Origin of the sequence: Streptomyces niger (assembly GCF_000718305.1) — a bacterium.
Lineage (GTDB): Bacteria > Actinomycetota > Actinomycetes > Streptomycetales > Streptomycetaceae > Streptomyces > Streptomyces niger.
Map to the genome: position 1 here is coordinate 52,034 of NZ_JOFQ01000011.1, position 23,303 is coordinate 75,336.

A 23,303-nucleotide genomic window follows, 5' to 3' on the forward strand; every position below is an offset into this window, starting at 1 on the left:
GGGACCAATGCGGTATCCCGAGCGCGGTTGTGCGCCTGCGAAAGCGGGAGGTGACAGGCTTTCAGAGGGCGCCACAGCGGCGTCTTTCAGGCGGTGGCGAAGGAGTAGAAACGCTTCAGCGTGCAGTGCTCGTCGAGCAGGCGGCCGTAGATGGGCTCGCCGTCCAGCTCACGGTAGGTCTCGATGGGGTCGCCCTTGATGATCAGCGCCCGGGCGCATTCCTCGCACCAGTACTGGAAGTCGGGGTTCGGCGGTTCCATGTCGCGCACGATGGGCGTACCGCTGGCGCACCAGTCGCACTTCCGGCTGTGTGCCCCCATCAGTCAGCTCCAGCTGTGGCCGCAGGCCGTGCAGACGAACGAGATTCCACCGTTGTCGCCCAGCATCTGCGCCACGTGCGGCGAGCCGCAGGAAGGGCATTGCAGCGCGGAGGTGGCAACGCCGAGCAGGTCATGGACCTCCTCGATGATGCTCGTGGGCATCGCGTTCTCTCCTCCCCTGCCGGCGCCGTCCGATTCTGCCACGGACCGCGGACCAGGTCAGGCCCGCAGTCTCACCGGTCGGCGGGCCACCCGCTGTCGTCGCACGGACGCGTACAAGCCATAGCGCGGGCGCTCACAACGGCGCGCACGGCAACGAACGCGCCCTCAAAGCCCGGAAACAGCAGTGATCCCGCCTCCTGGCGAGGCGGAGAATCGCTCTCCGTCTCCGCCAGAGGGCGGGATCATCCGGGTTGTGGAGCTAAGGAGAATTGAACTCCTGACCTCCTGCATGCCATGCAGGCGCTCTACCAACTGAGCTATAGCCCCGGGTCTTGTTCCGCTCCTCCGGGGTTTTCCCCGGCGGCGCCGCGAACAAGAAGAACTTTAGCCTGCGACCTGCCCAGATGTGAAATCCGGGTCCGGCCGGCCGTCGGACGGCCCCCGGAGAGCCACCGCCGACCGGTCCTCCAAAGGTCAGTCGTCGTCGCCCAACACCGGCTCGGGGAGGGTGCCGGCGTTGTGCTCCAGCAGGCGCCAGCCGCGCGCTCCTTCGCCCAGCACGGACCAGCAGCAGTTCGACAGGCCGCCCAGGCCCTCCCAGTGGTGCGGCTCCAGGCCCAGCAGCCGGCCGATCGTCGTACGGATCGTGCCACCGTGGCTCACGACGACCAGGGTGCCGTCGTCGGGCAGCTTGTCCGCCGCCAGCCGCACGAGCGGCGCCGCGCGGTCCGCGACCTCGGTCTCCAGCTCGCCGCCACCACGGCGCACCGGCTCGCCGCGCTTCCATGCGGCGTACTGCTCGCCGTACGCCGCCATGATCTCGTCGTGCGTCAGGCCCTGCCAGGCGCCCGCGTACGTCTCGCGCAGCGCCTCGTCGTGCACCACGTCCAAGCGCGTGATCGCCGACAGCTCGGCGGCCGTGCGGCGCGCCCGCTTGAGGTCGGACGCGATGATCGCGTCCGGCTTCAGGGCGGCGAGCAGCCGCGCGGCGCGGCGCGCCTGCTCGACACCCACCTCGGTGAGCTCGATGTCCGTGGTGCCCTGGAAGCGGCGCTCCAGGTTCCACGCCGTCTGGCCGTGCCGCCACAGGACGATCTTGCGGCCGCGGCCCCCCTTCGTGCCGTTCAGCGCAGCTCTCCGTCCTGCTCGGCGGCGGTCTCCTCGGCGTGCGCCGCGGCCTTGCCGCGGGTCGCCTTGGCGTCCTCGGGAAGCTCCAGCTCGGGGCAGTCCTTCCAGAGCCGCTCCAGGGCGTAGAACACGCGCTCCTCGCTGTGCTGGACGTGGACGACGATGTCGACGTAGTCCAGGAGCACCCAGCGGGCCTCGCGGTCGCCCTCGCGGCGCACCGGCTTGGCGCCCAGGTCCTTGTTCAGCCGCTCCTCGATCTCGTCGACGATCGACTTGACCTGGCGGTCGTTGGGCGCCGACGCCAGCAGGAAGGCGTCGGTGATCGAGAGGACGTCGCTGACGTCGTACGCGATGATGTCGTGCGCGAGCTTGTCGGCGGCCGCCTGGGCGGCGGCGTTGATGAGCTCGATGGAGCGGTCCGTGGCGGTCACAAGCCAAACTTCCGGGTCGGTGGCGGTGCTGCCCGGCCCCGTCCGCGGGAAGGCCCGCCGACCGCGGCCGAGTCAGCAGTCAAGTACCCCTCAAGGGTCTCACGGACCGCTGACACCCCGGCCGGCTTGTGGACAAACGGCGATCGGCGCTGGTCAGGCCGCGAACGGGGCGGAGCGGCGGGCGCGGGGCCGCTGCCGAAGCCGGCCCCCACCCGTCACGCTCACCCCTTGTAGTCGTTGCCCAGCAGCACCGTGATGTCGGCGTTCGAGGCGACCTTGCCCTTCTTCACCGCGCTCGTCGGCAGGCCCAGCGTCTTCGCGACCTCTTCGGCGCGCGGCCGGTAGGCCTCGTCCGCGTACGTCACCCGGGACGCCGACAGGGAGCCCGCCGCGGTGCCGCCGTCCACGAAGGAGTAGCCGCCGTTGACCAGCGTGGCCTGCGCCTGTCCGACCGCCTTCTGGCTGCCGGAGGCGTTCCGGACGCTGACCCGCGCGGTCGCGCTCGGATCGGTCTTCTTCACCTTGCCGCCCAGGACGTCCTTGACCACGTCGGAGGCGGTCCGTGCGCTGAGGGTGCCGTCCTGCTGCACGGGCAGCACCGTCGTCCGGTAGGCACCCGTCTTGGCGAGCTCGGCGCGCTGCGCGAGGGAGCTGCCGAGCTGACCCACGGTGAGCGGCGGGTCCAGGACCTGCATGAGGGACTTCACGGTGGCGGTCGCGCCGTCCGCGTCGCTGGACATCTTCTTCAAGGTGGCCTGCATCACCTGCCCGAAGCGCGCCAGCTGCTTGGTCTGCAGCTCGCCCGGGCCCCGGTAGGTGGCGTACGCGACGGCGGCCTGGCCGTTCAGTACGCGCCCCTTGCCCGCCTTGACCAGTGGGTCGTCGCCCTTCTTGGCGCCCGGCACGGTGGTGTCGGTGTCCACGGTTATGCCGCCGACCGTCTCGACGAGGTTCTCCAGGTAGGGCGTGTCCAGTCGCCAGCTCGCCTTGATGTCGGCGCCCAGCAGCGTGTTCAGGGAGTCGCGCGTCGGCTCGGTGCCGGCGTCCTGCACGGACTTGCCGAGGGTGGTGGCCTGGCCGTCGTCCCCGGTGATCGCGAGGCTGTTGGGGAGGAGGACGGTGGTGCCCTTGTGCGTGGTCTCGTTCTCCACGAGCAGCGCCGTCGAGCTCTCGTCGCTGCCGGTCTGCCGGAGGTGGACCAGCAGCACGTCGCGCTTCTGGCCCGCAGCGGTGGCCGCGTCCCCGGTGGCGGCGCCGCCCAGGCCCGGGAGCTTGCCGGCCCACCACAGGTAGCCGACGCCGCCCACGGCCAGCAGGGCGAGGACGACGGTCAGCGCGATGATGCGGCTGCGGCCGCGGCGCTTGGCCTCCTCGCGCCGTTCGGTACGGCTTTCGGTGAAGCGCAGCCAGTCGATGACGTCTTCGGATTCCTCGTCCTGCTCCTCGATGAACGAGAACTGTTCGGTGCGGTACTCCTCGCCGGCGACGCGGTCCGCACCGTCGGCGCGGCCACCGGTGCCGGCCGGCCGGTCCTGCGGCGTGCCCGAAGGGGCCGCCTCGTACGCCGGCCGACCCTCGGACGGGGTCTGCGGCTCGTACGAAGGCTGCGGCTCGTAGGGAGTCTGCGCTTCGTAGGACTGCTGCCGGACGTACTCCTGTTGCCCGTACTGCGGCTGCTGCGGGACCCAGGCCTGCTGCTGCGTCTGCTGGGCCTGCTGCGCGGGCTGCTGGTAGCCGCCGTACGGGTCGTAGCCCTGGCCGTGTCCCTGGCCGTGTCCCTGGCTGTGTCCCTGGCCGTGGCCCTGCTCGTAAGCACCCTGGCCGTAGCCCTGGGCCTGGTCGTACTGCGGGTCGTAGCCCTGGCCCTGGGGGTGCCCGTACGGCGCGCCGTACGGGTCGTACTGGCTCGGCGTCTCCTGGTACACCGGCTGCCCATACGCGTCGTAGGCGTACCCGGACGCGTTCTGCCGGCCCTGGGCCCCCTCGTAGGGGTCCTGGGCGTACGGATCCCGTGGCGCGTACGGATCCTGTCGGTCGTTCACCGGTGCCCTCTTTCCGTCGGCCCCGTCGGCGGTCGTCGTCAGCGGTCGTCGTCGCGGTCGTGGCGGTGGCTGTCGTCCCGGTAGAGACGGCGCTTGTCGATGTAGCGCACCACGCCGTCCGGCACCAGGTACCAGACCGGCTCCCCCTGGGCGACGCGCGCCCGGCAATCGGTCGAGGAGATGGCCAGGGCCGGCACCTCGACCAGCGAGACCCCGCCCTCGGGCAGGCCGGGGTCGGCCAGCACATGGCCGGGCCTGGTCACCCCGATGAAGTGCGCGAGCGAGAACAGCTCCTCCGCGTCCCGCCAGGTCAGGATCTGACCGAGCGCGTCGGCGCCGGTGATGAAAAAGAGATCCGCATCCGTGTGCTCGGTGCGCAGATCCCGAAGGGTGTCGATGGTGTACGTCTTGCCGCCGCGGTCGATGTCGATGCGGCTGACGGAGAACTGCGGATTGGACGCGGTCGCGATGACCGTCATCAGATACCGGTCCTCGGCCGGGGACACCGCCTTGTGGCTCTTCTGCCACGGCTGTCCCGTCGGTACGAAGATGACCTCATCGAGGTGGAACTGGCTGGCCACCTCGCTGGCGGCGACCAGGTGACCATGGTGGATCGGGTCGAACGTCCCGCCCATCACTCCGAGCCGCCGCTTCACGGGCCCTGTCTGCTCTCCCATGCGTGCAGACCCTACTGGGCGCCGCTCGTCGAGGGATACGGGTCCCCGCCTCAGCGGTCCCGGTTGAAGCGAGTGGTGATCCACAGCAGGAGCAGCAGCGCGACGAGGGCGCCACCACCGGTGATCGCGGGGTTGAGGCTGTTGTGGTTGCCACCGTGTTCGCCACCCTCGGCGAGGGCGACCAGGACGGAGTGTGCGGCGGGGTGCAGGCTCATCGTCGGCAGAACCAATCCGGGCTGATGCGGGCAGGGACTTCGCTCACATCGTAAGCGCGGGCCGGTCCGGGCCTCACGCCGACTCCGCCGGAACGGCGCACCAGTGGACCTTTCCGGTGGTTTCCGCCCTCCTCAGAGGGGCGTGTGCGGCGCCTCGGCCCGCCTCACTCCTGGTCGCCGCCGTAGCCGCGCAGCAGGAACCAGGCCAGGAAGATCGCGCCGAGCACGCCGACGATGATCACGGCGCGCAGGATCCAGCCCGGCCCGTCGGCGTTGGAGGTCTGTACGGCGAGCAGCACGCTCGGGTCCACCATGAGGGGTCGCGCTCCTTTGTGGGGGTCTGTGCGGGCTCGTGCGCCGCACGGGCCCCGGCCGGCCGCGCCGGCGTCCTCCGCCGCGATGCGCGCGAGACGGCCCCGGCATCGGCGTGCGCGGGCCGCCCCTTGCGGGCATCTGCGGCGATTCGTTCCTCCGCCAGCGTACGCCGAGCATCCAAAGCGCTGTCAGTGGCGTCCTCTACTCTGAATCCACGCAGTCGAATCAGGGGGAGGCCCCAATGACGGATGGCCCGAACGGCAGCGAGCGCGTACCGAGCAGGGACCGCAGGCGGTTCCCGGGAATCTCCTCCCGGGCGTACGAACACCCCGCGGACCGGTCCGCTCTGGTGGCCCTGCGCAAGCTGAGCGGGTTCGACACCGTCTTCAAGGCACTGAGCGGCCTGCTGCCCGAGCGCAGCCTGCGGCTGATGTACCTCTCGGATTCGGTGCGCGTCAGCGACCAGCAGTTCACGCACCTCAACGACGCGCTGCGGGACGCCTGTTACATCCTGGACCTGGAGAAGGTCCCGCCGATGTACGTCAATCAGGACCCGCAGCCCAACGCCATGTGCATCGGCCTGGACGAGCCGGTGATCGTGCTGACCACGGGCCTCGTCGAGCTGCTCGACGAGGAGGAGATGCGCGCGGTCATCGGCCACGAGGTCGGGCACGCGCTGTCCGGGCACGCGGTGTACCGGACGATATTGCTGTTCCTGACGAACCTGGCCCTGAAGGTCGCGTGGATCCCGCTGGGCAATGTGGCGATCATGGCGATAGTGACCGGGCTGCGCGAGTGGTTCCGCAAGTCCGAGCTGTCGGCGGACCGGGCGGGGCTGTTGGTCGGTCAGGACCTGCAGGCCTCGATGCGCGGCCTGATGAAGCTCGCGGGCGGCAACCACCTGCACGAGATGAACGTCGACTCCTTCCTCGCCCAGGCGGAGGAGTACGAGCGCGGCGGTGACCTGCGCGACTCCGTGCTGAAGATCCTGAACGTGCTGCCGCGCAGCCACCCGTTCACGACCGTGCGCGCCGCCGAGCTCAAGAAGTGGGCCGCGTCCCGCGACCACCAGCGCATCATGGACGGGCACTACCCGCGCCGCGAGGAGGACAAGGACACCTCGGTGTCCGACTCCTTCAAGGAGTCCGCGACGCACTACGCCGACTCGGTGCGCAACAGCAAGGACCCGCTGATGGGCCTGGTGCGGGACATCGCGGGCGGCGCGGGCGACCTGGGCGGCAAGCTGCGGGACACGGTGTTCGGCAGCGGCCGGAGCGGCGGCTCGGGCCGCCAGGGGACCGACGGCCCTGACGCCCCGTCCGACCGGTAGCACCCACGGCCGCCTCCGAGGCTGCTCGACCGCCACGGCCTACGGGCCGTCTCGGAGGCTGCCCGGCCTCTGGGCGTACGGGCCGTCTCGGAGGCTGCCCGGCCTCTGCGCGTAGGGGCCGCCCTTGCGGCGGCCCCGTCGTCGTCCTAGTTCAGCGGGCTGGGTTCCGCGGACGGGGCCATGACGCCGCAGAGCGAGGCGTTGGTGGAGCCGTGGGCGTAGGGGTCGGTGCCCTGGGGGCGGCCGTTCCCGGCCCGTTCGCCCGCGAGCAGCGGACGCAGGGCGCTCTCCGGGCCCGAGTTGCAGGACATCGGCCCGGCCTGGAGGTAGCTCGACTGGAGCTCCAGGCGGCGGTCGCGCAGGTCGTCCCGGTCGAAGCGGAAGTGCAGCTCGCGGCGGACGGTGAAGAGTGACGCGCCGTCGCCTCGCTCCCGCGCGACGGCGTGCGTCTCGCCATGCGCCTTGCCTTCGTCCGCCGTCACGCCCCCCATGGGCCGTGCGTCGGCGACCGGTGCCGCCCTGCCGGAGCCGGACGGTGCCGTCGCGGTGCCCGAAGTCGCGGTGCCCGAAGCGGCCGGGGCCGTGTTCCCCGGTCCGCCGGCGGAGCGATCGTCGGCCGGGCGTACCGCGTACACGAAGGTGTAGTCGGCGGTGATCTCCAGGGCGTTGCCGCCCGCCGCCGGCTCGGCCGCGAGGGTGCCCTCGACCCGTACGTGCGGATCGGCGAGCCGTACCTGCGAGGGGTCGAACCGCACCAGCCAGCCGGTCGCGGCGTGCCGCCCGTCGGCGGACGGGCGCTCCAGGCTCCGGTCGAACTGGTCGAGCTGCGAGGTGTCCAGCAGCAGCCGTACGCCTCGCGCGGGCCCGCCGGCCAGCGTGTCCGGGTCCAGCGAGGACCGCACGACGTACTCCTTGGCGGTGGTCAGCGCGGTCATGACCTGGTTCTCGGAGAACTCACCGGTGCGCCGCACCACGGGGAGGTTGACACCCTCGGCGCCGGTACGGAAACCGGCCGCCGGACTGCGTTCGAACAGGTCACCGGGGCGCCCGCCGGGCACCGTGCCCACGGGCGCGAGCGGGATGACCGTACTGCGCAGCGGCGGTGCGGGGCTGGGGTTCGGCGGGCGGTACGGATGGCGGACGCCCATGTAGATCGCGGTACCGAAGGCCAGCGCTATGAGCAGCACGAGGATCAGCGCCTGCCGGGAGCCGCCGAAGCGCGACCAGGCGTGGCGGCTGCGCACCGCGGGTGCGTGGTCCCCCATCCGCTCCTGGGCGGAGAACTCCTGCAAGCGCGCAGCGCGTACGAACGATTCGTCGAACACGACGGATCGGTACTCGTCCTCCCCTCCGCCCGGGGCGCCCTCTGGGGTCCCTTCGGGAGGGTCACCTGGCCCGGTCATACAACAAGGGTAGGTCCGCGGCGGCCGAGGTAAACGCCCAGGTGCGCGCCAACTTCCCCGAGCAGGTCAGACAGGGCGCGCAGACGGCGCGGAACGGCGCGGACGATCAGGGCTCGCGCGGCACGGCGGACGCCGACGGCGGGCCGGAGTCGGCGGAGGCCGAAGGGAGTACGACGGGCGGGGCCGGGCCGCCGCGTTCGGCGCTGGATGCGGGCGCCTGTCCGATACGGGCGGTGGGTGGTCTGCCGTCGACGCCGGTGGTCGCGGGCGGCGGGGCCGGGGACTGGGTGCGGCCGGCAGCGCCTCGGTAGACGGCCGTGAAGGCGAGGACGACCATGCCGATGCCCATCAGGACGGCGAGAACCCAGGCGATCGGGCGGTGCCAGCGGGCCGTACCGCGATAGGGGCGCAGAGCGCCGCCGTACGGGCCGTAGGGACTGTAGGCGAGGAATTCCCCGGCCTGCCGCCCGTCCGGCGCTCCTGCGGGCCCTCCAGGGCCTTCTCGGCCCTCCGGCCCCCCGCCCGCTTCGCCGGCCGGCAGCGGGCGCCCCCGGCCGGCCTCGGACTCGGCGCGGGCCTGCGCGGCGGCGACCATCCGCTCGACGGCGGTCGGCTCGTGAATGAGGGCGGACCGGACGAACTCCTCGTCGAAGACCACGGCGGCGAACTCGTCGCCCTCGCCCCCGCGGGGCGAGCGCGCGTCCGCCTCTCCGTGCTTCCCGTGATGGTGCTCGTCGGGCTCGCCGCCGTCCGGGAACGGCCCGGCCCCCACGTCGTCCGGCACCCGTCCAGATTAGCCGCGGACGGTCAATTTGGGCAGGGAGACAGGGAATTCGCCTCGATCAGGGAGATCGAGGCGAAAACCGGCCGGAAGGAAAACCGGCCCGAAGAGGGAACGCCTCGACGGGCCGTCAGCCGCGTACGTGGCCGTCGCCGGTGACGATGTACTTGGTCGAGGTCAGCTCCGGCAGGCCCATCGGGCCGCGGGCGTGCAGCTTCTGGGTGGAGATGCCGATCTCCGCGCCGAAACCGAACTGGCTGCCGTCCGTGAAGCGGGTCGAGGCGTTGACCGCGACCGTGGTGGAGTCCACCAGCTGGGTGAAGCGGCGGGCGGCGGCCTGCGAGGTGGTGACGATGGCCTCGGTGTGGCCGGAGGACCAGCGGCGGATGTGCGCGACGGCGGCGTCCAGGTCGGGCACCACGGCGGCGGCGAGGTCGTACGAGAGGTACTCCGTCGCCCAGTCCTCGTCCGTGGCGGGCGCGACCATGCCGGGCCCGGCCTTCTGCCAGGTCTCGTCGCCATGCACCATCACGCCCGCCTCCGTGAGCGCGGCCAGCGCGCGCGGCAGGAACGTGTCCGCGATGCCGGCGTGCACGAGGACGGTCTCGGCGGCGTTGCAGACACTCGGGCGCTGCGCCTTGCTGTTGATCAGGATCTTGAGCGCCGTCTCGATGTCGGCGTCCTTGTCGACGTACACGTGGCAGTTGCCGGTGCCGGTCTCGATGACCGGGACGGTGGACTCCTCCACGACCGTGCGGATGAGCGAGGCGCCGCCGCGCGGGATGAGGACGTCGACCAGGCCGCGGGCGCGCATCAGCTCCTTCACCGACTCCCGGCTCTGGCCGGGCACCAGCTGGACGGCGTCGGCGGGCAGCCCGGCCTCGGCCACCGCGTCGCGCAGGACGGCGACCAGGGCGGTGTTCGAGGCGTACGCGGAGGACGAGCCGCGCAGCAGGACGGCGTTGCCGGACTTCAGGCAGAGCGCCGCGGCGTCCACCGTGACGTTCGGGCGGGCCTCGTAGATGATCCCGACGACGCCGAGCGGGACGCGGACCTGACGCAGGTCCAGGCCGTTCGGGAGGGTCGAGCCGCGGACGACCTCGCCGACCGGGTCGGGCAGCGCGACGACGTGCCGCACGTCGGCGGCGATGGCGGCGATGCGCTCGGGGGTGAGGGTGAGCCGGTCCACGATGGAGTCGCTGGTGCCGGCGGCCCGCGCCTTGGCGATGTCCTCCGCGTTGGCCGCGACGATCTCCTCGGTCCTGGCCACCAGCGCGTCGGCGACGGCCAGCAGCGCGCCGTCCCGAGCCGTGCGCGGCAGCGGGGCGAGCACGGCGGCCGCCTCCCTGGCGCGGCGGGCGGTGTCGAGGACGGGCGAGCTCTGGGCGGTCTGCGTGGCGTCGGATGCGCTGGTCATGGCCCGCAGCCTAACCGGGGCGCAGGCCCCGGCCATGCCGTATTTCACACTGCGGGACGCCCCGGTCAGCACTCCGGGACGCCCCGCGGGCGCCGCACCCGTGGGCGCGGCGCCCCCGTATGCGCGGCCCGCCCGCCTACGTGCCCGCGGAGCCGCGGGCACGTAGGCGCGGCGTGTGTGTCTGCACACGTGTATGTCCGCGTCGGCCTGCGCGCACGTGAGCGTCCGCACACGTACGTCCGCGTCAGTACGGGTGGACCCCCACCGGTGATGCCGGCGGCGGGCCGTACCCCTCCGCGATGCGCTGGTGGTAGGTCTCGCGGTCGATGACCTCCAGCCCGACGATCTCCCAGGGCGGCAGCTTCGCCGAGGAGCGGTGCTCGCCCCACAGCCGCAGGGCGACCGCCGCCGCGTCGTGCAGGTCCCGGGCCTCCTCCCAGTAGCGGATCTCCGCGTGGTCGTTGGCGTACCTGCTGGTCAGCAGAAAGGGATGGTCGTGGGCCAGCTGCTCCAGAGCCCGCCGGACCTCCTTCAGCGGCGCCTCCGCACCGGAGACGCTGAGGGTGACGTGCCAGAGCCGGGAGGCCTCCCGCTCCCGTGGGAGCGGTGCCTCCTTGAGCCTTCCGCCGGGCTGCGCACGTTCGTCACGCTCCGGACCGATGGTCTCGTCACCGGTCCGGATGCTGGTCCCCACGCTGGTCAGCGTCCGCTCCGCCGTCCCTCGGGGCAGCGCCCCTGGGCGCCCTCGTCTCACCGGCGGCCTCCTGTTATGCGTGTCGCTCCGCTCGCGCGTGCGGAGCCGATCGGTGCTGTCTCACATCGGCGTAGCGCGCTGGTACTGCGCCGGAAGCGCCGCTCCCCTTCGGCGTCCCCGCATCAAAGTTGACCAGCCCGCGGCCCGTCGCGGGGGCGTTTTCGAGAAGGTCTCCGTTGAAAGGCTGGTCTTTCGGCCGCTCGGACGGCTCCTTATCTGTGCTGTTTCCCTCTCGTGACGGCCGTCAGTGGTGCAGTACGACCAAGTCGTCACGGTGCACGACCTCGCGCTCATACGCGGGGCCCAGCTCGCGTGCGAGGTCGTGGGTGGACCTGCCGATCAGACGGGGGATCTCGCGGGCGTCGAAATTGACGAGACCGCGCGCGACGGGCTCCCCCGCGGTGTTCCGCAGCTCGACCGGCTCGCCCGCGCTGAAGCTCCCCTCGACCGCCGCGATGCCGGCCGGCAGCAGCGAGGAGTGCCGCTCGACGATCGCCGCCACGGCCCCGTCGTCCAAGGTCAGCGCACCGCGCGGGGTGGAGGCGTGGGCCAGCCAGAGCAGCCGGTCGGCGGAGCGCCGCCCGGTGCGCAGGAAGTGGGTGCCGGTCGGGCCGCCGGCCAGCGCCTCGGAGGCGTGCACGGCGGAGGTGAGGACGACCGGGATGCCGGCCGCAGCGGCGATCCGGGCCGCCTCCACCTTGGTGACCATGCCGCCGGTGCCGACGCCCGCCTTGCCGGCGCTGCCGATGGAGATGTCCGCCAGGTCTTCCGGCCCGCTGACCTGCGCTATCCGGGAGGTGCCGGGGGTCGAGGGGTCGCCGTCGTACAGGCCGTCGACATCGGAGAGCAGGACGAGCAGATCGGCCCGGACGAGATGGGCGACGAGGGCCGCCAGCCGGTCGTTGTCGCCGAACCGGATCTCGTCGGTGGCGACCGTGTCGTTCTCGTTGACGATCGGCACGGCGCCCATGGCCAGCAGCTGGTCCAGGGTGCGGTAGGCGTTGCGGTAGTGGGTGCGGCGGCTGGTGTCGTCGCTGGTCAGCAGGACCTGGCCGACGCGGCGGCCGTAGCGCGCGAAGGAGGCGGTGTACCGGGCGACCAGCAGGCCTTGGCCGACGCTGGCGGCGGCCTGCTGCCGGGCCAGGTCGCGGGGCCGCTTCTCCAGGCCCAGCGGGGCGAGGCCGGCCGCGATGGCGCCGGAGGAGACCAGCACGATCTCCTTGTCCTGGTGCTTGGCGAGCACGTCGACGAGCGCGTCCACCCGGTCCGCGTCCAGTCCGCCGGCCGCGGTGGTCAGCGAGGACGAGCCGACCTTCACCACGATCCGCCGGGCCTCCGTCACGTCCTGCCGTGCGCCTGCCGCCTGCCCTGCGCCTGTCACCATTACCCCTGTCTCGCTGTCCGTCCGGTGCCCGCACACGGACGGTGCCCGTATACGGACGGTGCCCGCATTCGGGTGCGGGCCCCTTACGGCATATGGATGCCGTGCGGTGTACGGACATGAACGCCCGTACGGGCGAAATCTACGGCAGACGGCTCATCGGCCGCTTGTCCATATCGTCTGCCGGACGCCGCGTGACCGTCGGCACAGAAGCCTGCGATCATGCGTACGGGCAACCTACGCAAGACGGAAAAGGGCCGCTCTTGGTTCCGAGCGAATCGTCCTGATTCGCGGTGATGCGAGCCACAGCAGATTGTCTTCGGGGCACGCAAAGTCATACGGTCGGTTGTCGACCTGTCCCGTCCGCCGCCCCCACGGCGCCTCACCGCCGGGACTCGGCCGCCCCACCGGCCCCCCACCTGACCGACTTGCCGCCAGGAGCCCCGTTCGTGCCTTCCGCCGGATTCGCCAACCGACGAGCCCCCAAGCTCGTGGCCCTGATCGCGATGCTCATCGCGTTCGTGGCCCAGCTCGTCGGTGCCCTGCTGCCCGTCGTACCGCTGTTCATCGCCGCGTCCGTGGTGAACCTCGGCCTCGACCTCTACCTGCAGCACAAGCAGCCCGGGCTGCTCTCCCTGCTGGGAAAGATCCGGCTGGACATCACCGTCCGCCAGCTCATCCGCGACATGCTGATCCTGGTCGGACTGCTGCACATCCAGGGCATCAACCCGCTCAAGGAGCAGGCCCCCCTCACCATCGGCCTGCTGATCTTCTACGTGGCGCACTTCGCGTGCCAGGCGGCCGCCGTCATGGTCCGCCGCACCCGCACGCTGCCGTTCCTCACCCGTAACATCGACGCCTCCGCACTGCGCCTGACCCAGGCCCCGCCGCGCCTCCTGGCCCGCCAGACCGGCCGCCGCCTGCTGCGCTTCTCCGTGCCGACCACGCTCGGCATGATGGTCACCGCGATCACCCGCGACGCCCTGTGGGGCGGCATCGGCCTCGTGATCGCCCTGGTCCTGGCCATCGGCGGCACGGTGTACCTCGCGACCTGGCTGCTCCCGAAGAAGCGCGCCGTCAACGAGCAGCGCGCCCTGGAGTGGCTGGACAACTGGCTGGCCGAGTACCGGCCGACCGTCGGCATGTACTTCTCCGGCGGCACCACCTCCGCGTACCAGGCCAACATGTGGCTGAGCACGCTCGCCGAGCTGGACGGCCAGCCGATCATCGTGCTCCGCGAGCGGTTCATGGTGCAGAAGATCGACGCGACCGACATCCCGATCGTCTGCATCCCCAAGGTCGCCAACCTGATGCGCCTGGAGCACTCGGCCCTGAAGGTCCTGCTGCACCCGGCGAACTCCGGCAAGACCTCGCAGATCCTGCGCATCCCCTCCATCAAGCACGCCTTCATCAACCACGGCGAGAGCGACAAGCTCTCCTCCTGCAACCCCTACGCCAAGGCGTACGACGAGGTGTGGGTGGCCGGTCCCGCCGCGCGCGACCGCTACCAGCTCGCCGACATCGGCGTGGAGGACAAGGACGTCGTCGAGGTCGGCCGCCCGCAGCTGGCGCCGATCAAGGCGTACGAGGGCGCGCCCAAGGGCGAGTACACCACCGTGCTGTACGCCCCCACCTGGGAGGGCTGGGACGGCAACCCCGGCAACACCTCGGTGATCCTCGCCGGCGAGAACATCGTCCGCGAGCTGCTCGCCGACCCCAAGGTCCGGCTGGTCTACAAGCCGCACCCGATGACCGGCTCGGTCGACCCGCGGGCCGGCGCCGCCAACGCCCGCATCCAGGCGATGATCACCGAGGCCAACGCCCAGCGCTCCGGCGCCCGGCCCGGCCCGGAGGCCGCCGCCGAGCTGGAGGCCCGCGCCGCCGACCTGGCCGCGCTGACCACCTCCGGCTTCCGCCGCAGCGCGGACGAGCTGGAGCGGATGCTCGTCCAGAGCGCTCCTGAGGAGGGCCGCGCCGCCGCCGTCGCGGCCGCGACCGCCGCCTGGGAGGAGGCCTACTGGGCGTCCTTCCCGGAGTGGGAGCACCTGATCATCACCACCTCCCGCCCGGCGATCTTCGCCTGCTTCAACCAGGCCGACGTCCTGATCAGCGACGTCTCCAGCGTGGTCTCCGACTACCTGAGCAGCGAGAAGCCGTACGCGGTCGCCAACACCTCCGGCATGACCGAGGACGAGTTCCGCACGAACTTCCCGACGGTGCGTGCCGCGACGATCCTCACGCCCGAGGCGGACGGCGTCGCCGGCCTCCTGGAGACCGTGCGCAACCCGGAGCTGGACACGCTCGTGCAGGCCCGTACGGAGCTCAAGGAGCACCTGCTCGGCCCGTCCGACCCGCCGTCGCTGGCCCGCTTCAACGCCGCGGCGCTCGAGCTGTACGCCGCCGCGGAGGAGCGCCGCATCCGGATGGAGGCCCGGCTCGCCGGCGTCCCCGGCCAGCGCGACGAGGGCACCGAGGCCAACGAGGCGCAGGAGGCCGCGGAGGAGATGGAGCTGGACCCGGCCGAGTCCACCGACCCGGTACGCCCCGCCACGGAGCCCGCTGAGGCGGCCGAGGCCGCGGACGCGGCGGAGCAGGGCGAGCACCCGGAGCCGGAGGCCCGCGCTTCGGTGTGACGCCGGACCGGCCCGTAGCCGCACGAAGGCCCCGCGAGGTGATCCTCGCGGGGCCTTTCTGCCTTTCCCGTCCGCGCTAGCCGTCGCAGACCTGCGGCGGCGGCCCGCCCGTCATGCCGTCCCGCTCCGCAGCCGTGAAGGTGCGCTGTCCCAGCACCCGGCACAGCTCCCGGCGCCAGTCCTCCGGATCGAGCCGTACCAGGTCGACGCCGTCGGACGAGTTGTCCTGCCGGAGCAGCGCCTTCCCATCCCTCGTCACCTCCATGAAGTACTGCTGCCGCCCGAAGTCGAAGGTGGTCCGGTACTCGCCGTCCGCCGTGTAGACGCGCGCCGAGGTCCCTTCCGCGAGGAAGAGCTCGGGGCTGTCGCCGAGGAAGGAGTGGACGAAACCACCGGTGCCCTGCTCGCTCACCGGGCCGATCGGCCCCATGATCCGCTTCGGACGGCTGTCGGACGGCACGGACCACAGCTCGATCAGCGATCCCTGGGTGAGGACGGCCGCGCGGGTGCCACCGGCGTCCACGACGGCCGCGGCGGCGTCCCTGCCCAGTGCGAACCTCTTCTCCGCCCGCCCACGGCGCAGGTCGACCACGTGGACGGCGCCCTCGTCGGCGACCTTGACCAGCACCTGACCGTCCCCCGGGGGGTAGCGGCCGATGTCGAAGCCCGCGCTGGGCGGCGAGCTCTGCGAGTCGAAAGGCAGCGGGCCGTCCTTGGTCAGCTTCAGGTCGCGCAGGTCCAGCCGCGACAGCCGCCGCCCGGTCCTGGCGTCCCAGCGCATCACCACCGTGTCGGTGCGGGTCACCAGCTCGTCCGCGCCGAGGAAGAAGACCTGCGGCATCTCCCGCTCGTCCCAGTCGTTGGGGCGTGGCAACGGGAGTCTGATCCGGGCCACCGGGCGCAGCGACGGCAGCGCGTGGACCAGCACGGTGTCGTAGGCCGCCAGGTCGGCGACCAGGGTCTCGCCCTTGTTGACCGACGGTGCCGCGACGTATGCCCTGTCGTCGGCGGCCAGTGGCCGGGTGATCCCGCGCTCCTCGTACGGCGGGCTCTGCGCGAGGACCCGCCGACTGTCCGCCGTTCCCAGGAGCCGGAGCCGGCGCTCGGCGCCCTTCCCCGACCTGATGACCATGCGGGTGCCGTCCCCGAGGAGCCGCGGGTTCTCGACGCGCTCCCGCGGCCGGGTGTTCAGCACCGTCGCGGTGATGCTCCTGTCGTGCGCGATGACGACGATCGGCGCGTCGGCGCCGCCGAGCAGCCGTCGGCCGACCATCGCGACGTACTGCGCCCCCGAGGTGGTCCCGAGCACCTTGCGGCGCGCCCGGTCGTACACGGTCCACTCGCCCGTCGTGGCCGTGGCCAGCCGACCACCGGTCCTGTCCACGGCGAAGTCGTCGCAGCCCGCGGCGCGGTCGGGAGCGTAACTGCCCAGCTCCCGGCCGTCGGCGACGCGCACGAACCGGTACCGGACGCCGGTGATGTTCGCGCTCTCCGAGCAGACCACGGCGGTTCCGCCGTCGCCCGAGAGGGCCGTGTCGGCCACGTCCTTGGCGAGCGTGCGGGATTTGCCCGTACGGGTGTCCACGGCCACCAACCGCAGGTCGGAGTCGAGCCCCAGCCCCTGCTCCTTCCCGGCCGTGGCCACGACCGTACGGTCGTCGGGGCCGAGCCACACATGGCTCAGGCCGTCCGGGGCCGCGGCGGGCAGCCGCCGGCGCTCGCCGGCCGCCAGGTCCCACAGCGTCACGCGGCCGTCTGCCACGGTCACGGCGCGCCGGCCGTCCGGCGAGATGTCGCCGATGCCCTTCGGGTTCGTCATCGTGCCCTTGCCGTCCGGGTCGTCCCCGTCGCCGCGCAGCGTGTGGGCCGGGCCGATCAGGCCGTCGGTGTCCGGCCGGACGTCGTGCCAGACCAGTGAGCCGCCCCGTATCAGGTAGGCGATGCGCTTCCCGTCCGCGCTGACCATCGGGTAGATGATGTTCCTGGTGACGGGGAGCTGGATGCGCCGGGTCCGTTCACCGCCGCCCCGGAGGAAGAGCGTCGCCCGCCCCAGCTCGGTGGTCACCAGCACCACCCCGCCGCCCGCGCTGAGCGCCAGCGCGTCGATGCTCCCCTGTGTGCCGGACATCTGCCAAGTAATGCCGTGCATCTCGTCGTACCGGCGCAGCAGTTCGTTGCGGGCCTCGCGCGTCGGCGACGTCCGGTACGCGGCCATCGCGACCATGGCGGCCAACCCCGGGTCCTGTTCCCGCAACTCCACCGAGAGACCCGCCAGCTCCCGGGACCGGGACTGCCGGTCCGCCTCGGCCTTCAGCTCCGACTGCACGACGAGGAACGTGCCCAGCGTCACGATCAGCGCGAGCACCAGTCCCCCGGCGATCCCGGCGCTGCGTCTTCGGAGCTTGCGGGCCCGCCGGTGGCGCAGCCCGCGCTCCAGGTAGTCCAGCTCCGCCGCGCTCAGCTCGGTGCGGCGGCCCCTCAGCCACGGCTGCGCCGCCCGCAGTTCGTCCGCGCCCGGCAGCCGGTCGGTCCGCTCCCCCGCCGCCTGCCAGCGCTCCAGGTCCCGGCGGAGCCCCGTGCGCCAGAGCAGGAACTCCCGGTCGGCCCGCACCCGCTCCGCCAGCCGCGGCCAGGCACCGATCAGCGCCTCGTGCGCGAGCTCGACGGTCTCCCGGCGTTCGCTGTCGGTACCGAGGACGAGCAGCCGCCGCGCCGCGAGCGCGCGGGCGATCCGCCACCGCTCCTCGCCCGCCTCCGCCCGCGTCAGAACATTGCGCAGCGGGCCGCCCTCACCGCCGGGCCGCACCCGTACCAGCCCGGTCAGCAGCCGGAGCGCCGCGTCCTCGTCCGCCGCCGGCACACACTCCCGCCAGATGCCCTCCGCCTGCTGCCCGAGCGCGCCTTGCACGCCGCCGAGCGCGCGGTACGCGTCGAAGCGCAGCTGCCCGCGCTCCTGCTCGCGCCAGAGCCGGTCCAGGACGAACCCCAGCAGCGGGAGCGCGCCCGGCTCGCCGCCCGCGTCGTCCAGCATCGTGTCCACCAGGCCCGGGTCGTACGCGACGGACGCGATCGCCTCGACCGGCCGGACGATCACCGCCCGCAGCTGCTCGCGGGTCATCGGGGCGAGCGCGTGGACCGTGCGGCTGAGGGCCGGCCCGGTGGCCGGATGGGCGAGCGCCGCCTCCAGGAAGTCGGCACGCAGGGTGACCAGGACGCGTAACTCCTCCGGAGGGTCAGCCGGGAAGAGGACGGGGGCCGCGGTGTCCGCTTCCCGGCCCCCGGCGTCCGCGAACAGCTCCTCGCCCTGGTCCACCACGATCAGCAGCCGCCGCGCGCCGGTCTCCGCCAGTACCAGCCGGACGGTCTCCGGCAACCCGCCGTCGGCCAACAGCGGCGCCAAATCCCGCGCTTGCGCGACCCGTTCGGCACCGCGCAGCTCCGGGTCGAGCAGCGCCACCAGTTCGGAGGCGAGGGTGGTGAGCAGGGAGCGGCCGGCGGCGGGGCGCACCACGACGACCGCGAAGCCCGCCGCACGCAGCCGCGGTACGACACCGGCCAGCGCGAGCGAGGATTTCCCGCAGCCGGACGGCCCCACCATGGTCACGTACGGGTGGGTCCTGACCAGCTCCGCGACTTGTACCGCCTCCTCGTCGCGCCCGAAGAACACCTCCGCGTCCGCCTCCTGGAACGCCGCCAGTCCCCGGAACGGTGAGGCGGGACGGAGGACGGGGGCGAGTGCGGGGAAGGCGGCGAGCAGCGCGCCGGTCGGGATGAGGAAGCTCTGCCGCGGCCCGGAGAGCTGCGACCGCACCACCATGCCGACGACAGCGCCCAGCTCCTCGTCCCATACGGGCGCGCCGCTGAAGCCCCGCTCTATCGGGGTGCCGTGGGCGTCCCCCTGCGAGAACTGCACCCACCCCTCGGCGGTACCGGCCCGCAGCCGCCCCATGTGCCAGACCCCTCCGGGGGAGGTGGCGGGGAAGCCGGCGACGCGTGCGGCGTGCTCCCAGACGCTGGTGGCCTCCGCCATGCGCAGCGGGCGCGCCCCGTCGATCGGGGCGCGCAGCCGCAGTACGGCGACGTCGCCCGTGCCGTCGTCCCCGTACGGCAGCCAGTGCTCGACGTCCGCCTCGGCGCTGCCGCCGCCGCTCAGCGGCAGGTCAACGCGGACGCGCGCGTCCTCGGGCAGCGGCTCCCTGTGCGGGGTGCGCAGCGCGTCCGACACGACGTGCGCGCAGGTCACGGCGAGGTCGGGCGCGATGAGGAAGCCGGCCCCGACGATCTCCCCGCCCTCGCCCGGCTCCCTGACCCGCAGCACGGCAGCCCCGAGCATGTCCTCCGGACTCCGCAGCCCCGCCATCCTCACCACCCCCGTGGGTCAACCCACAGGTGAGTATGCCCAGTTGGTCAGCCGCTGGGTATCCCCCGCTCCTCAGCGGACGTACGCGACGAAGTCGGCGAAGGCGGCGGGAGTGACGGTGACGATGGGCCCGTGGGGGTCTTTGGAGTCCCGGATGGCGACGAGGGCGGTCGACACTTCGGCGACCTCGACGCATTCGCCGCCCTCGTTGGTGCTGTAGCTGGACTTACGCCACCGGAGGCGGTCCGGGTTCGCAGGCATTGCCATAGCGCTCCTCCCTCACACGAGCAATCAGCTCTGCCGAGACATTCGGCGCCAGGGCGGCAGATTGCAGATGATCGTAGCGGAGCGAGCAATCCTCGGCGGATTCCGGATCGGCGGTCGGCTCGGCACCGCCGTAACTCTCGGCGTAGACGATATCCGCCTGACCTCGGTAGGAGAACAGCGAGAACGCACCGACGAGGCCCGCATGCGCACCGACCGAGTACGGCAATACCTGAATGTGCACGTGCCGGGAGTCTCGGTAACTCAACAGGTGCGCCAGTTGCTTTCGCATCACCTCACGGCCGCCGACTTCCTGGTGCAGGACACCCTCCCCCAGGACGACCCAGAGCAATGGCGGCTTGTCGCGCTCCAGGATCCGTTGCCGCCCGAGCCACGCGTCGACGCGGGCGTCGAGTCCCTCCTTGTCGAGTACGCCGAGAATGGCCCGTGCGTACTCCGGGGTCTGCAGAAGTCCGTAGACCACCTGGGGCTGATAGGCGAGGATCCGCCTGGCGGACGACTGGAGTTCGGCTACGCGACGGTGCTTGTACGGCAGCTTGCTGCGGCGCACCAACTCCCATAGGCGAACCAGCGCGCCTTCCGCCCCCAGGGCCTCGTCGAGGCGAGGAATGTGCTCGTCTTTGGGCATCTTCGCAGCCGTTTCCACCTGACCGATCATCGAACCGGTCAAGTACACCCGCTTGCCTAACTGATCGAGCGTCAGGCCGGCTTGCTCGCGCAGCCGCCGCAGCTCCGCTCCGAAGTAGTCGAGCGGAGAAGCTCCGGGATCGAGCGCCTTGCAATTGGCCATGGCCACCCCTCGCCCCACCCAACACAACCAGCCGACCAGTTGCATTCAAGCCATAGCAGAGCGTAATCGACGCTGCACAGACTTGTCCCGTGAACGACACTTCGGACACCGACATCATCGACACTTCCGCGTTCCCGACGCGGGAGTACCGCATCTCACTGACCGTCGGCGCACACAGCCCCCGGCACGTGCGGCGGATCCTGCGCGAACTGTTGCGGCTCTGGGGGCTGGCGCGGGTCGAGGACGCCGCGGCGCTGGTCGTGACCGAGCTGCTGGTCAACGTGTACCGGCACGTGCCGGACCGGCGGTGCATCGTGACCGTACGGCGGCACGAGGACGCGGCGGCGGGCGTGGTGATCGGCGTGCGCGACGCGCACCCCGTACTGCCCGGCCCCCAGGCCCCCGGCCCCTACGCGGTGGGCGGCCGGGGGCTCGCCCTCGTCGCCGCGGTCGCCGACAAGTGGGGAGTGGAACAGGACGACCGGGACGGCGAAGGCCCGCAGCGCACCGGCGGGAAGACCGTCTGGTGCGAGCTGCGGGCCTGACGCGGAAGAGGCCGCGAAGCGGCCAGGGGCTCAGCCCAACGGGTCGAAGCCCTCGTACTCCGAGTCGGCCTCGTCGCGTTCCGCCTGGCGGTCGCGGCGGCGCTGGGCGGCCGGGCGGGGGGCCTCCATGCGGTGGTCCTCGCCGCGGCGGCCCAGCATCTCCGCGCCGGCCATCATCGTCGGCTCCCAGTCGAAGACGACCGCGTTGTCCTCGGGGCCGATCGCCACGCCGTCACCAGCCCGCGCGCCGGCCTTGAGGAGCTGGTCCTCGACGCCGAGGCGGTTGAGGCGGTCGGCGAGGTAGCCCACGGCCTCGTCGTTGTTGAAGTCGGTCTGGCGGACCCAGCGCTCCGGCTTCTCGCCGCGTACGCGGAACAGGCCCTCGCCCTCGGGCGTGACCGTGAAGCCGGCGTCGTTGACGGCCTGGGGGCGGATGACGACGCGGGTCGCCTCCTGCACCGGCTTCGCCGCGCGGGCCTTGGCCACGATGTCGGCGAGCGCGTAGCTCAGCTCCTTCAGGCCGGTGCGGGCCACAGCCGACACCTCGAAGATGCGGTAGCCGCGGGACTCCAGGTCGGGGCGGATCATGTCCGCCAGGTCCTGGCCGTCCGGGATGTCGATCTTGTTGAGGACGACCACGCGGGGCCGGTTCTCCAGGCCGCCGTACTGCCGCAGCTCCTCCTCGATGATGTCGAGGTCGGAGAGCGGGTCACGGTCGGATTCCAGGGTGGCGGTGTCCAGGACGTGGACGAGCACCTCGCAGCGCTCGACGTGGCGCAGGAACTCCAGGCCGAGGCCCTTGCCCTGGCTGGCGCCGGGGATCAGGCCCGGTACGTCCGCGATCGTGTAGACCGTCGAACCGGCCGTCACCACGCCGAGGTTGGGCACCAGGGTGGTGAAGGGGTAGTCGGCGATCTTCGGGCGGGCCGCGGAGAGGACGGAGATGAGGGAGGACTTGCCGGCGCTCGGGTAGCCGACCAGCGCCACGTCGGCGACGGTCTTGAGCTCCAGGACGATGTCCCGCTCCTCGCCGGGCTCGCCGAGCAGCGCGAAGCCGGGCGCCTTGCGGCGGGCCGAGGCCAGCGCCGCGTTGCCGAGGCCGCCGCGGCCGCCCTGGCCCGCGACGAAGGTGGTGCCCTGGCCGACCAGGTCGGCGAGGACGTTGCCCTTGCGGTCGAGGACGACGGTGCCGTCCGGGACGGGCAGGACGAGGTCCTGGCCGTTCTTGCCGGCGCGGTGGTCGCCCGCGCCGGGCTGGCCGTTGGTGGCCTTGCGGTGCGGGTGGTGGTGGTAGTCCAGGAGGGTGGTGACGTCCTGGTCCACGACCAGGATCACGTCGCCGCCACGGCCGCCGTTGCCGCCGTCGGGGCCGCCGAGCGGCTTGAACTTCTCCCGGAAGACGGAGGCACAGCCGTGGCCTCCGTTACCCGCGGCGACGTGCAGCTCGACGCGGTCCACGAAGGTGGTCATGGGGGGTGCCTCCAGTAACTACGGGGGTACGTACGTGAGCGCCCTGTCCTGAGCCGCGGCGCGTACGGAATGTGTCTCTACGGTTCTTCGGTAACACGCGAAGGGCGGACCCGCTTCCCGTGGAGGAAGTCGAGGTCCGCCCTCGCGAGGAACCGTTCTACGGTGCCGGAAAACCCGTTACGGGATTCAGGCGACCGGAACGATGTTCACGACCTTGCGGCCACGGTGGGTGCCGAACTGCACAGCACCCTCCTGCAGCGCGAACAGCGTGTCGTCGCCGCCACGGCCGACGCCGGTGCCCGGGTGGAAGTGGGTGCCGCGCTGGCGGACGATGATCTCACCGGCGAGGACGGCCTGACCGCCGAAGCGCTTCACGCCGAGCCGCTGAGCATTGGAATCGCGACCGTTCCGAGTGGACGATGCGCCCTTCTTGTGTGCCATGTCTCCTCAGTCCCTTACTTCGCCGGAGCGTCGATGCCGGTGATCTTCAGCGCGGTGTGCAGCTGACGGTGGCCGATCCGCTTCTTGTAACCGGTCTTGTTCTTGTACTTCTGGATGCGGATCTTGTCGCCCTTGTGGTGGTCCACGACCTCGGCCTGGACCTTCACGCCGGCGAGCACCCACGGGTCGCTCGTGACGGACTCGCCGTCGACGACCAGCAGCGTGGAGAGCTCGACGGAGTCGCCGACCTTGCTGGTGGAAATGCGGTCAACCTCGATGACGTCGCCGACAGCAACCTTCTGCTGACGGCCGCCGGTGCGCACGATCGCGTACACGCGGAACTCTCTCTCGCTAGAAACGGGACCACTGATGCCAGCCGCCCCGGGGCCCAGTGGGCCCGGCTATCCGACGCGCTGCGCCCAT

General features: G+C 71.9%; 22 protein-coding genes and 1 tRNA gene. 3 read left to right on the forward strand and 20 right to left on the reverse strand.

From position 1 onward, the window contains the following. Positions 1-86: 86 nt before the first annotated feature. The 9 genes from IF20_RS21280 to IF20_RS39295 form a co-directional block, all read right to left on the reverse strand. Positions 87-320 carry a hypothetical protein gene (locus IF20_RS21280; RefSeq protein WP_052866864.1) on the reverse strand — a complete coding sequence of 78 codons (234 nt, stop codon included), beginning with the start codon at positions 318-320 and terminating at the stop codon, positions 87-89. 3 nt (positions 321-323) lie between these two features. Beyond that, positions 324-482: a hypothetical protein gene (locus IF20_RS38020; RefSeq protein ID WP_110944404.1), complete on the reverse strand. Its 159-nt coding sequence runs from the start codon at positions 480-482 to the stop codon at positions 324-326. A 254-nt stretch (positions 483-736) separates the two neighbouring features. Beyond that, a tRNA-Ala gene (locus IF20_RS21285) sits at positions 737-809 on the reverse strand. A gap of 147 nt (positions 810-956) precedes the next feature. Further along, on the reverse strand, positions 957-1,610 hold the full coding sequence (locus IF20_RS21290) for a histidine phosphatase family protein (protein ID WP_052867143.1): 654 nt from the start codon (positions 1,608-1,610) through the stop codon (positions 957-959). Continuing rightward, on the reverse strand, positions 1,607-2,041 hold the full coding sequence (rsfS, locus tag IF20_RS21295) for a ribosome silencing factor (protein ID WP_052866865.1): 435 nt from the start codon (positions 2,039-2,041) through the stop codon (positions 1,607-1,609). The genes IF20_RS21290 and rsfS overlap by 4 nt, the downstream gene beginning before the upstream one ends. A 221-nt stretch (positions 2,042-2,262) precedes the next feature. Further along, the gene (locus tag IF20_RS21300) at positions 2,263-4,083 is read right to left on the reverse strand and encodes an LCP family protein (RefSeq protein ID WP_052866866.1); all 1,821 of its coding nucleotides are present in this window, start codon (positions 4,081-4,083) and stop codon (positions 2,263-2,265) included. A 38-nt stretch (positions 4,084-4,121) separates the two neighbouring features. Then, positions 4,122-4,760: a nicotinate-nucleotide adenylyltransferase gene (gene nadD, locus IF20_RS21305; protein ID WP_052866867.1), complete on the reverse strand. Its 639-nt coding sequence runs from the start codon at positions 4,758-4,760 to the stop codon at positions 4,122-4,124. Positions 4,761-4,810: 50 nt separating this feature from the next. Next, complete coding sequence (locus IF20_RS39290) at positions 4,811-4,975, reverse strand: hypothetical protein (protein WP_199896697.1); 165 nt, start codon at positions 4,973-4,975, stop codon at positions 4,811-4,813. 164 nt (positions 4,976-5,139) lie between these two features. Then, on the reverse strand, positions 5,140-5,289 hold the full coding sequence (locus IF20_RS39295; protein WP_199896698.1) for a hypothetical protein: 150 nt from the start codon (positions 5,287-5,289) through the stop codon (positions 5,140-5,142). Positions 5,290-5,531: 242 nt separating this feature from the next. Between IF20_RS39295 and IF20_RS21310 the strand changes: the two genes are divergently transcribed. Further along, complete coding sequence (locus IF20_RS21310; protein WP_052866868.1) at positions 5,532-6,620, forward strand: M48 family metallopeptidase; 1,089 nt, start codon at positions 5,532-5,534, stop codon at positions 6,618-6,620. 146 nt (positions 6,621-6,766) lie between these two features. Here IF20_RS21310 and IF20_RS40045 read toward each other — a convergent pair whose 3' ends face one another. The 5 genes from IF20_RS40045 to proB all read right to left on the reverse strand — a co-directional run bounded on the left by IF20_RS40045 (position 6,767) and on the right by proB (position 12,359). After that, positions 6,767-8,023, reverse strand: coding sequence for an SCO2583 family membrane protein (locus IF20_RS40045; RefSeq protein ID WP_052866869.1), 1,257 nt, complete (start codon positions 8,021-8,023; stop codon positions 6,767-6,769). A gap of 106 nt (positions 8,024-8,129) precedes the next feature. After that, positions 8,130-8,807, reverse strand: a complete 678-nt coding sequence (locus tag IF20_RS21320; protein WP_052866870.1) for an SCO2584 family spore wall biosynthesis protein — start codon at positions 8,805-8,807, stop codon at positions 8,130-8,132. A gap of 127 nt (positions 8,808-8,934) precedes the next feature. Beyond that, positions 8,935-10,221 (reverse strand): glutamate-5-semialdehyde dehydrogenase, encoded by a 1,287-nt coding sequence (locus IF20_RS21325; protein WP_052866871.1) that lies wholly within the window; start codon positions 10,219-10,221, stop codon positions 8,935-8,937. Positions 10,222-10,465: 244 nt separating this feature from the next. Further along, positions 10,466-10,975, reverse strand: a complete 510-nt coding sequence (locus IF20_RS21330; RefSeq protein ID WP_052866872.1) for a hypothetical protein — start codon at positions 10,973-10,975, stop codon at positions 10,466-10,468. 244 nt (positions 10,976-11,219) lie between these two features. Beyond that, positions 11,220-12,359, reverse strand: coding sequence for a glutamate 5-kinase (proB, locus tag IF20_RS21335; RefSeq protein WP_456113438.1), 1,140 nt, complete (start codon positions 12,357-12,359; stop codon positions 11,220-11,222). A 446-nt stretch (positions 12,360-12,805) separates the two neighbouring features. Between proB and IF20_RS21340 the strand changes: the two genes are divergently transcribed. Then, positions 12,806-14,989 (forward strand): hypothetical protein, encoded by a 2,184-nt coding sequence (locus IF20_RS21340; protein WP_234426758.1) that lies wholly within the window; start codon positions 12,806-12,808, stop codon positions 14,987-14,989. 76 nt (positions 14,990-15,065) lie between these two features. Here the strand turns inward: IF20_RS21340 and IF20_RS21345 are convergent, their stop codons facing one another. The 3 genes from IF20_RS21345 to IF20_RS21355 all read right to left on the reverse strand — a co-directional run bounded on the left by IF20_RS21345 (position 15,066) and on the right by IF20_RS21355 (position 20,424). Next, the gene (locus IF20_RS21345; RefSeq protein ID WP_052866874.1) at positions 15,066-19,322 is read right to left on the reverse strand and encodes an nSTAND1 domain-containing NTPase; all 4,257 of its coding nucleotides are present in this window, start codon (positions 19,320-19,322) and stop codon (positions 15,066-15,068) included. A gap of 99 nt (positions 19,323-19,421) precedes the next feature. Next, entirely contained in the window at positions 19,422-19,610 is a 189-nt protein-coding gene (locus tag IF20_RS21350; RefSeq protein WP_052866875.1) for a DUF397 domain-containing protein, read from the reverse strand. Continuing rightward, positions 19,576-20,424, reverse strand: a complete 849-nt coding sequence (locus tag IF20_RS21355; RefSeq protein WP_052866876.1) for a helix-turn-helix domain-containing protein — start codon at positions 20,422-20,424, stop codon at positions 19,576-19,578. The genes IF20_RS21350 and IF20_RS21355 overlap by 35 nt, the downstream gene beginning before the upstream one ends. Before the next feature lie 89 nt (positions 20,425-20,513). Here IF20_RS21355 and IF20_RS21360 point away from each other — a divergent pair, with 89 nt between their 5' ends. Further along, positions 20,514-20,969 (forward strand): ATP-binding protein, encoded by a 456-nt coding sequence (locus IF20_RS21360; RefSeq protein WP_234426759.1) that lies wholly within the window; start codon positions 20,514-20,516, stop codon positions 20,967-20,969. 30 nt (positions 20,970-20,999) lie between these two features. Here the strand turns inward: IF20_RS21360 and obgE are convergent, their stop codons facing one another. From obgE to rplU, 3 genes are all read right to left on the reverse strand, one after another. Continuing rightward, positions 21,000-22,439 carry a GTPase ObgE gene (gene obgE, locus IF20_RS21365; RefSeq protein ID WP_052866877.1) on the reverse strand — a complete coding sequence of 480 codons (1,440 nt, stop codon included), beginning with the start codon at positions 22,437-22,439 and terminating at the stop codon, positions 21,000-21,002. A 186-nt stretch (positions 22,440-22,625) separates the two neighbouring features. After that, positions 22,626-22,880, reverse strand: a complete 255-nt coding sequence (gene rpmA / locus IF20_RS21370) for a 50S ribosomal protein L27 (protein ID WP_052866878.1) — start codon at positions 22,878-22,880, stop codon at positions 22,626-22,628. A 14-nt stretch (positions 22,881-22,894) separates the two neighbouring features. Continuing rightward, complete coding sequence (rplU, locus tag IF20_RS21375) at positions 22,895-23,215, reverse strand: 50S ribosomal protein L21 (protein WP_030249628.1); 321 nt, start codon at positions 23,213-23,215, stop codon at positions 22,895-22,897. Between the last annotated feature and the right edge of the window lie 88 nt (positions 23,216-23,303).

Excerpts from the sequence above, each read along its gene's own strand:
- IF20_RS21355 (WP_052866876.1), bottom strand. The coding sequence starts at position 20,424 with ATGGCCAATTGCAAGGCGCTCGATCCCGGAGCTTCTCCGCTCGACTAC.
- proB (WP_456113438.1), bottom strand. The coding sequence starts at position 12,359 with ATGGTGACAGGCGCAGGGCAGGCGGCAGGCGCACGGCAGGACGTGACG.
- IF20_RS21345 (WP_052866874.1), bottom strand. The coding sequence starts at position 19,322 with ATGCTCGGGGCTGCCGTGCTGCGGGTCAGGGAGCCGGGCGAGGGCGGG.
- IF20_RS21325 (WP_052866871.1), bottom strand. The coding sequence starts at position 10,221 with ATGACCAGCGCATCCGACGCCACGCAGACCGCCCAGAGCTCGCCCGTC.
- IF20_RS39295 (WP_199896698.1), bottom strand. The coding sequence starts at position 5,289 with ATGGTGGACCCGAGCGTGCTGCTCGCCGTACAGACCTCCAACGCCGAC.
- IF20_RS21280 (WP_052866864.1), bottom strand. The coding sequence starts at position 320 with ATGGGGGCACACAGCCGGAAGTGCGACTGGTGCGCCAGCGGTACGCCC.
- IF20_RS40045 (WP_052866869.1), bottom strand. The coding sequence starts at position 8,023 with ATGACCGGGCCAGGTGACCCTCCCGAAGGGACCCCAGAGGGCGCCCCG.
- obgE (WP_052866877.1), bottom strand. The coding sequence starts at position 22,439 with ATGACCACCTTCGTGGACCGCGTCGAGCTGCACGTCGCCGCGGGTAAC.
- IF20_RS21310 (WP_052866868.1), top strand. The coding sequence starts at position 5,532 with ATGACGGATGGCCCGAACGGCAGCGAGCGCGTACCGAGCAGGGACCGC.
- IF20_RS21350 (WP_052866875.1), bottom strand. The coding sequence starts at position 19,610 with ATGCCTGCGAACCCGGACCGCCTCCGGTGGCGTAAGTCCAGCTACAGC.
- nadD (WP_052866867.1), bottom strand. The coding sequence starts at position 4,760 with ATGGGAGAGCAGACAGGGCCCGTGAAGCGGCGGCTCGGAGTGATGGGC.
- IF20_RS39290 (WP_199896697.1), bottom strand. The coding sequence starts at position 4,975 with ATGAGCCTGCACCCCGCCGCACACTCCGTCCTGGTCGCCCTCGCCGAG.
- rpmA (WP_052866878.1), bottom strand. The coding sequence starts at position 22,880 with ATGGCACACAAGAAGGGCGCATCGTCCACTCGGAACGGTCGCGATTCC.
- IF20_RS38020 (WP_110944404.1), bottom strand. The coding sequence starts at position 482 with ATGCCCACGAGCATCATCGAGGAGGTCCATGACCTGCTCGGCGTTGCC.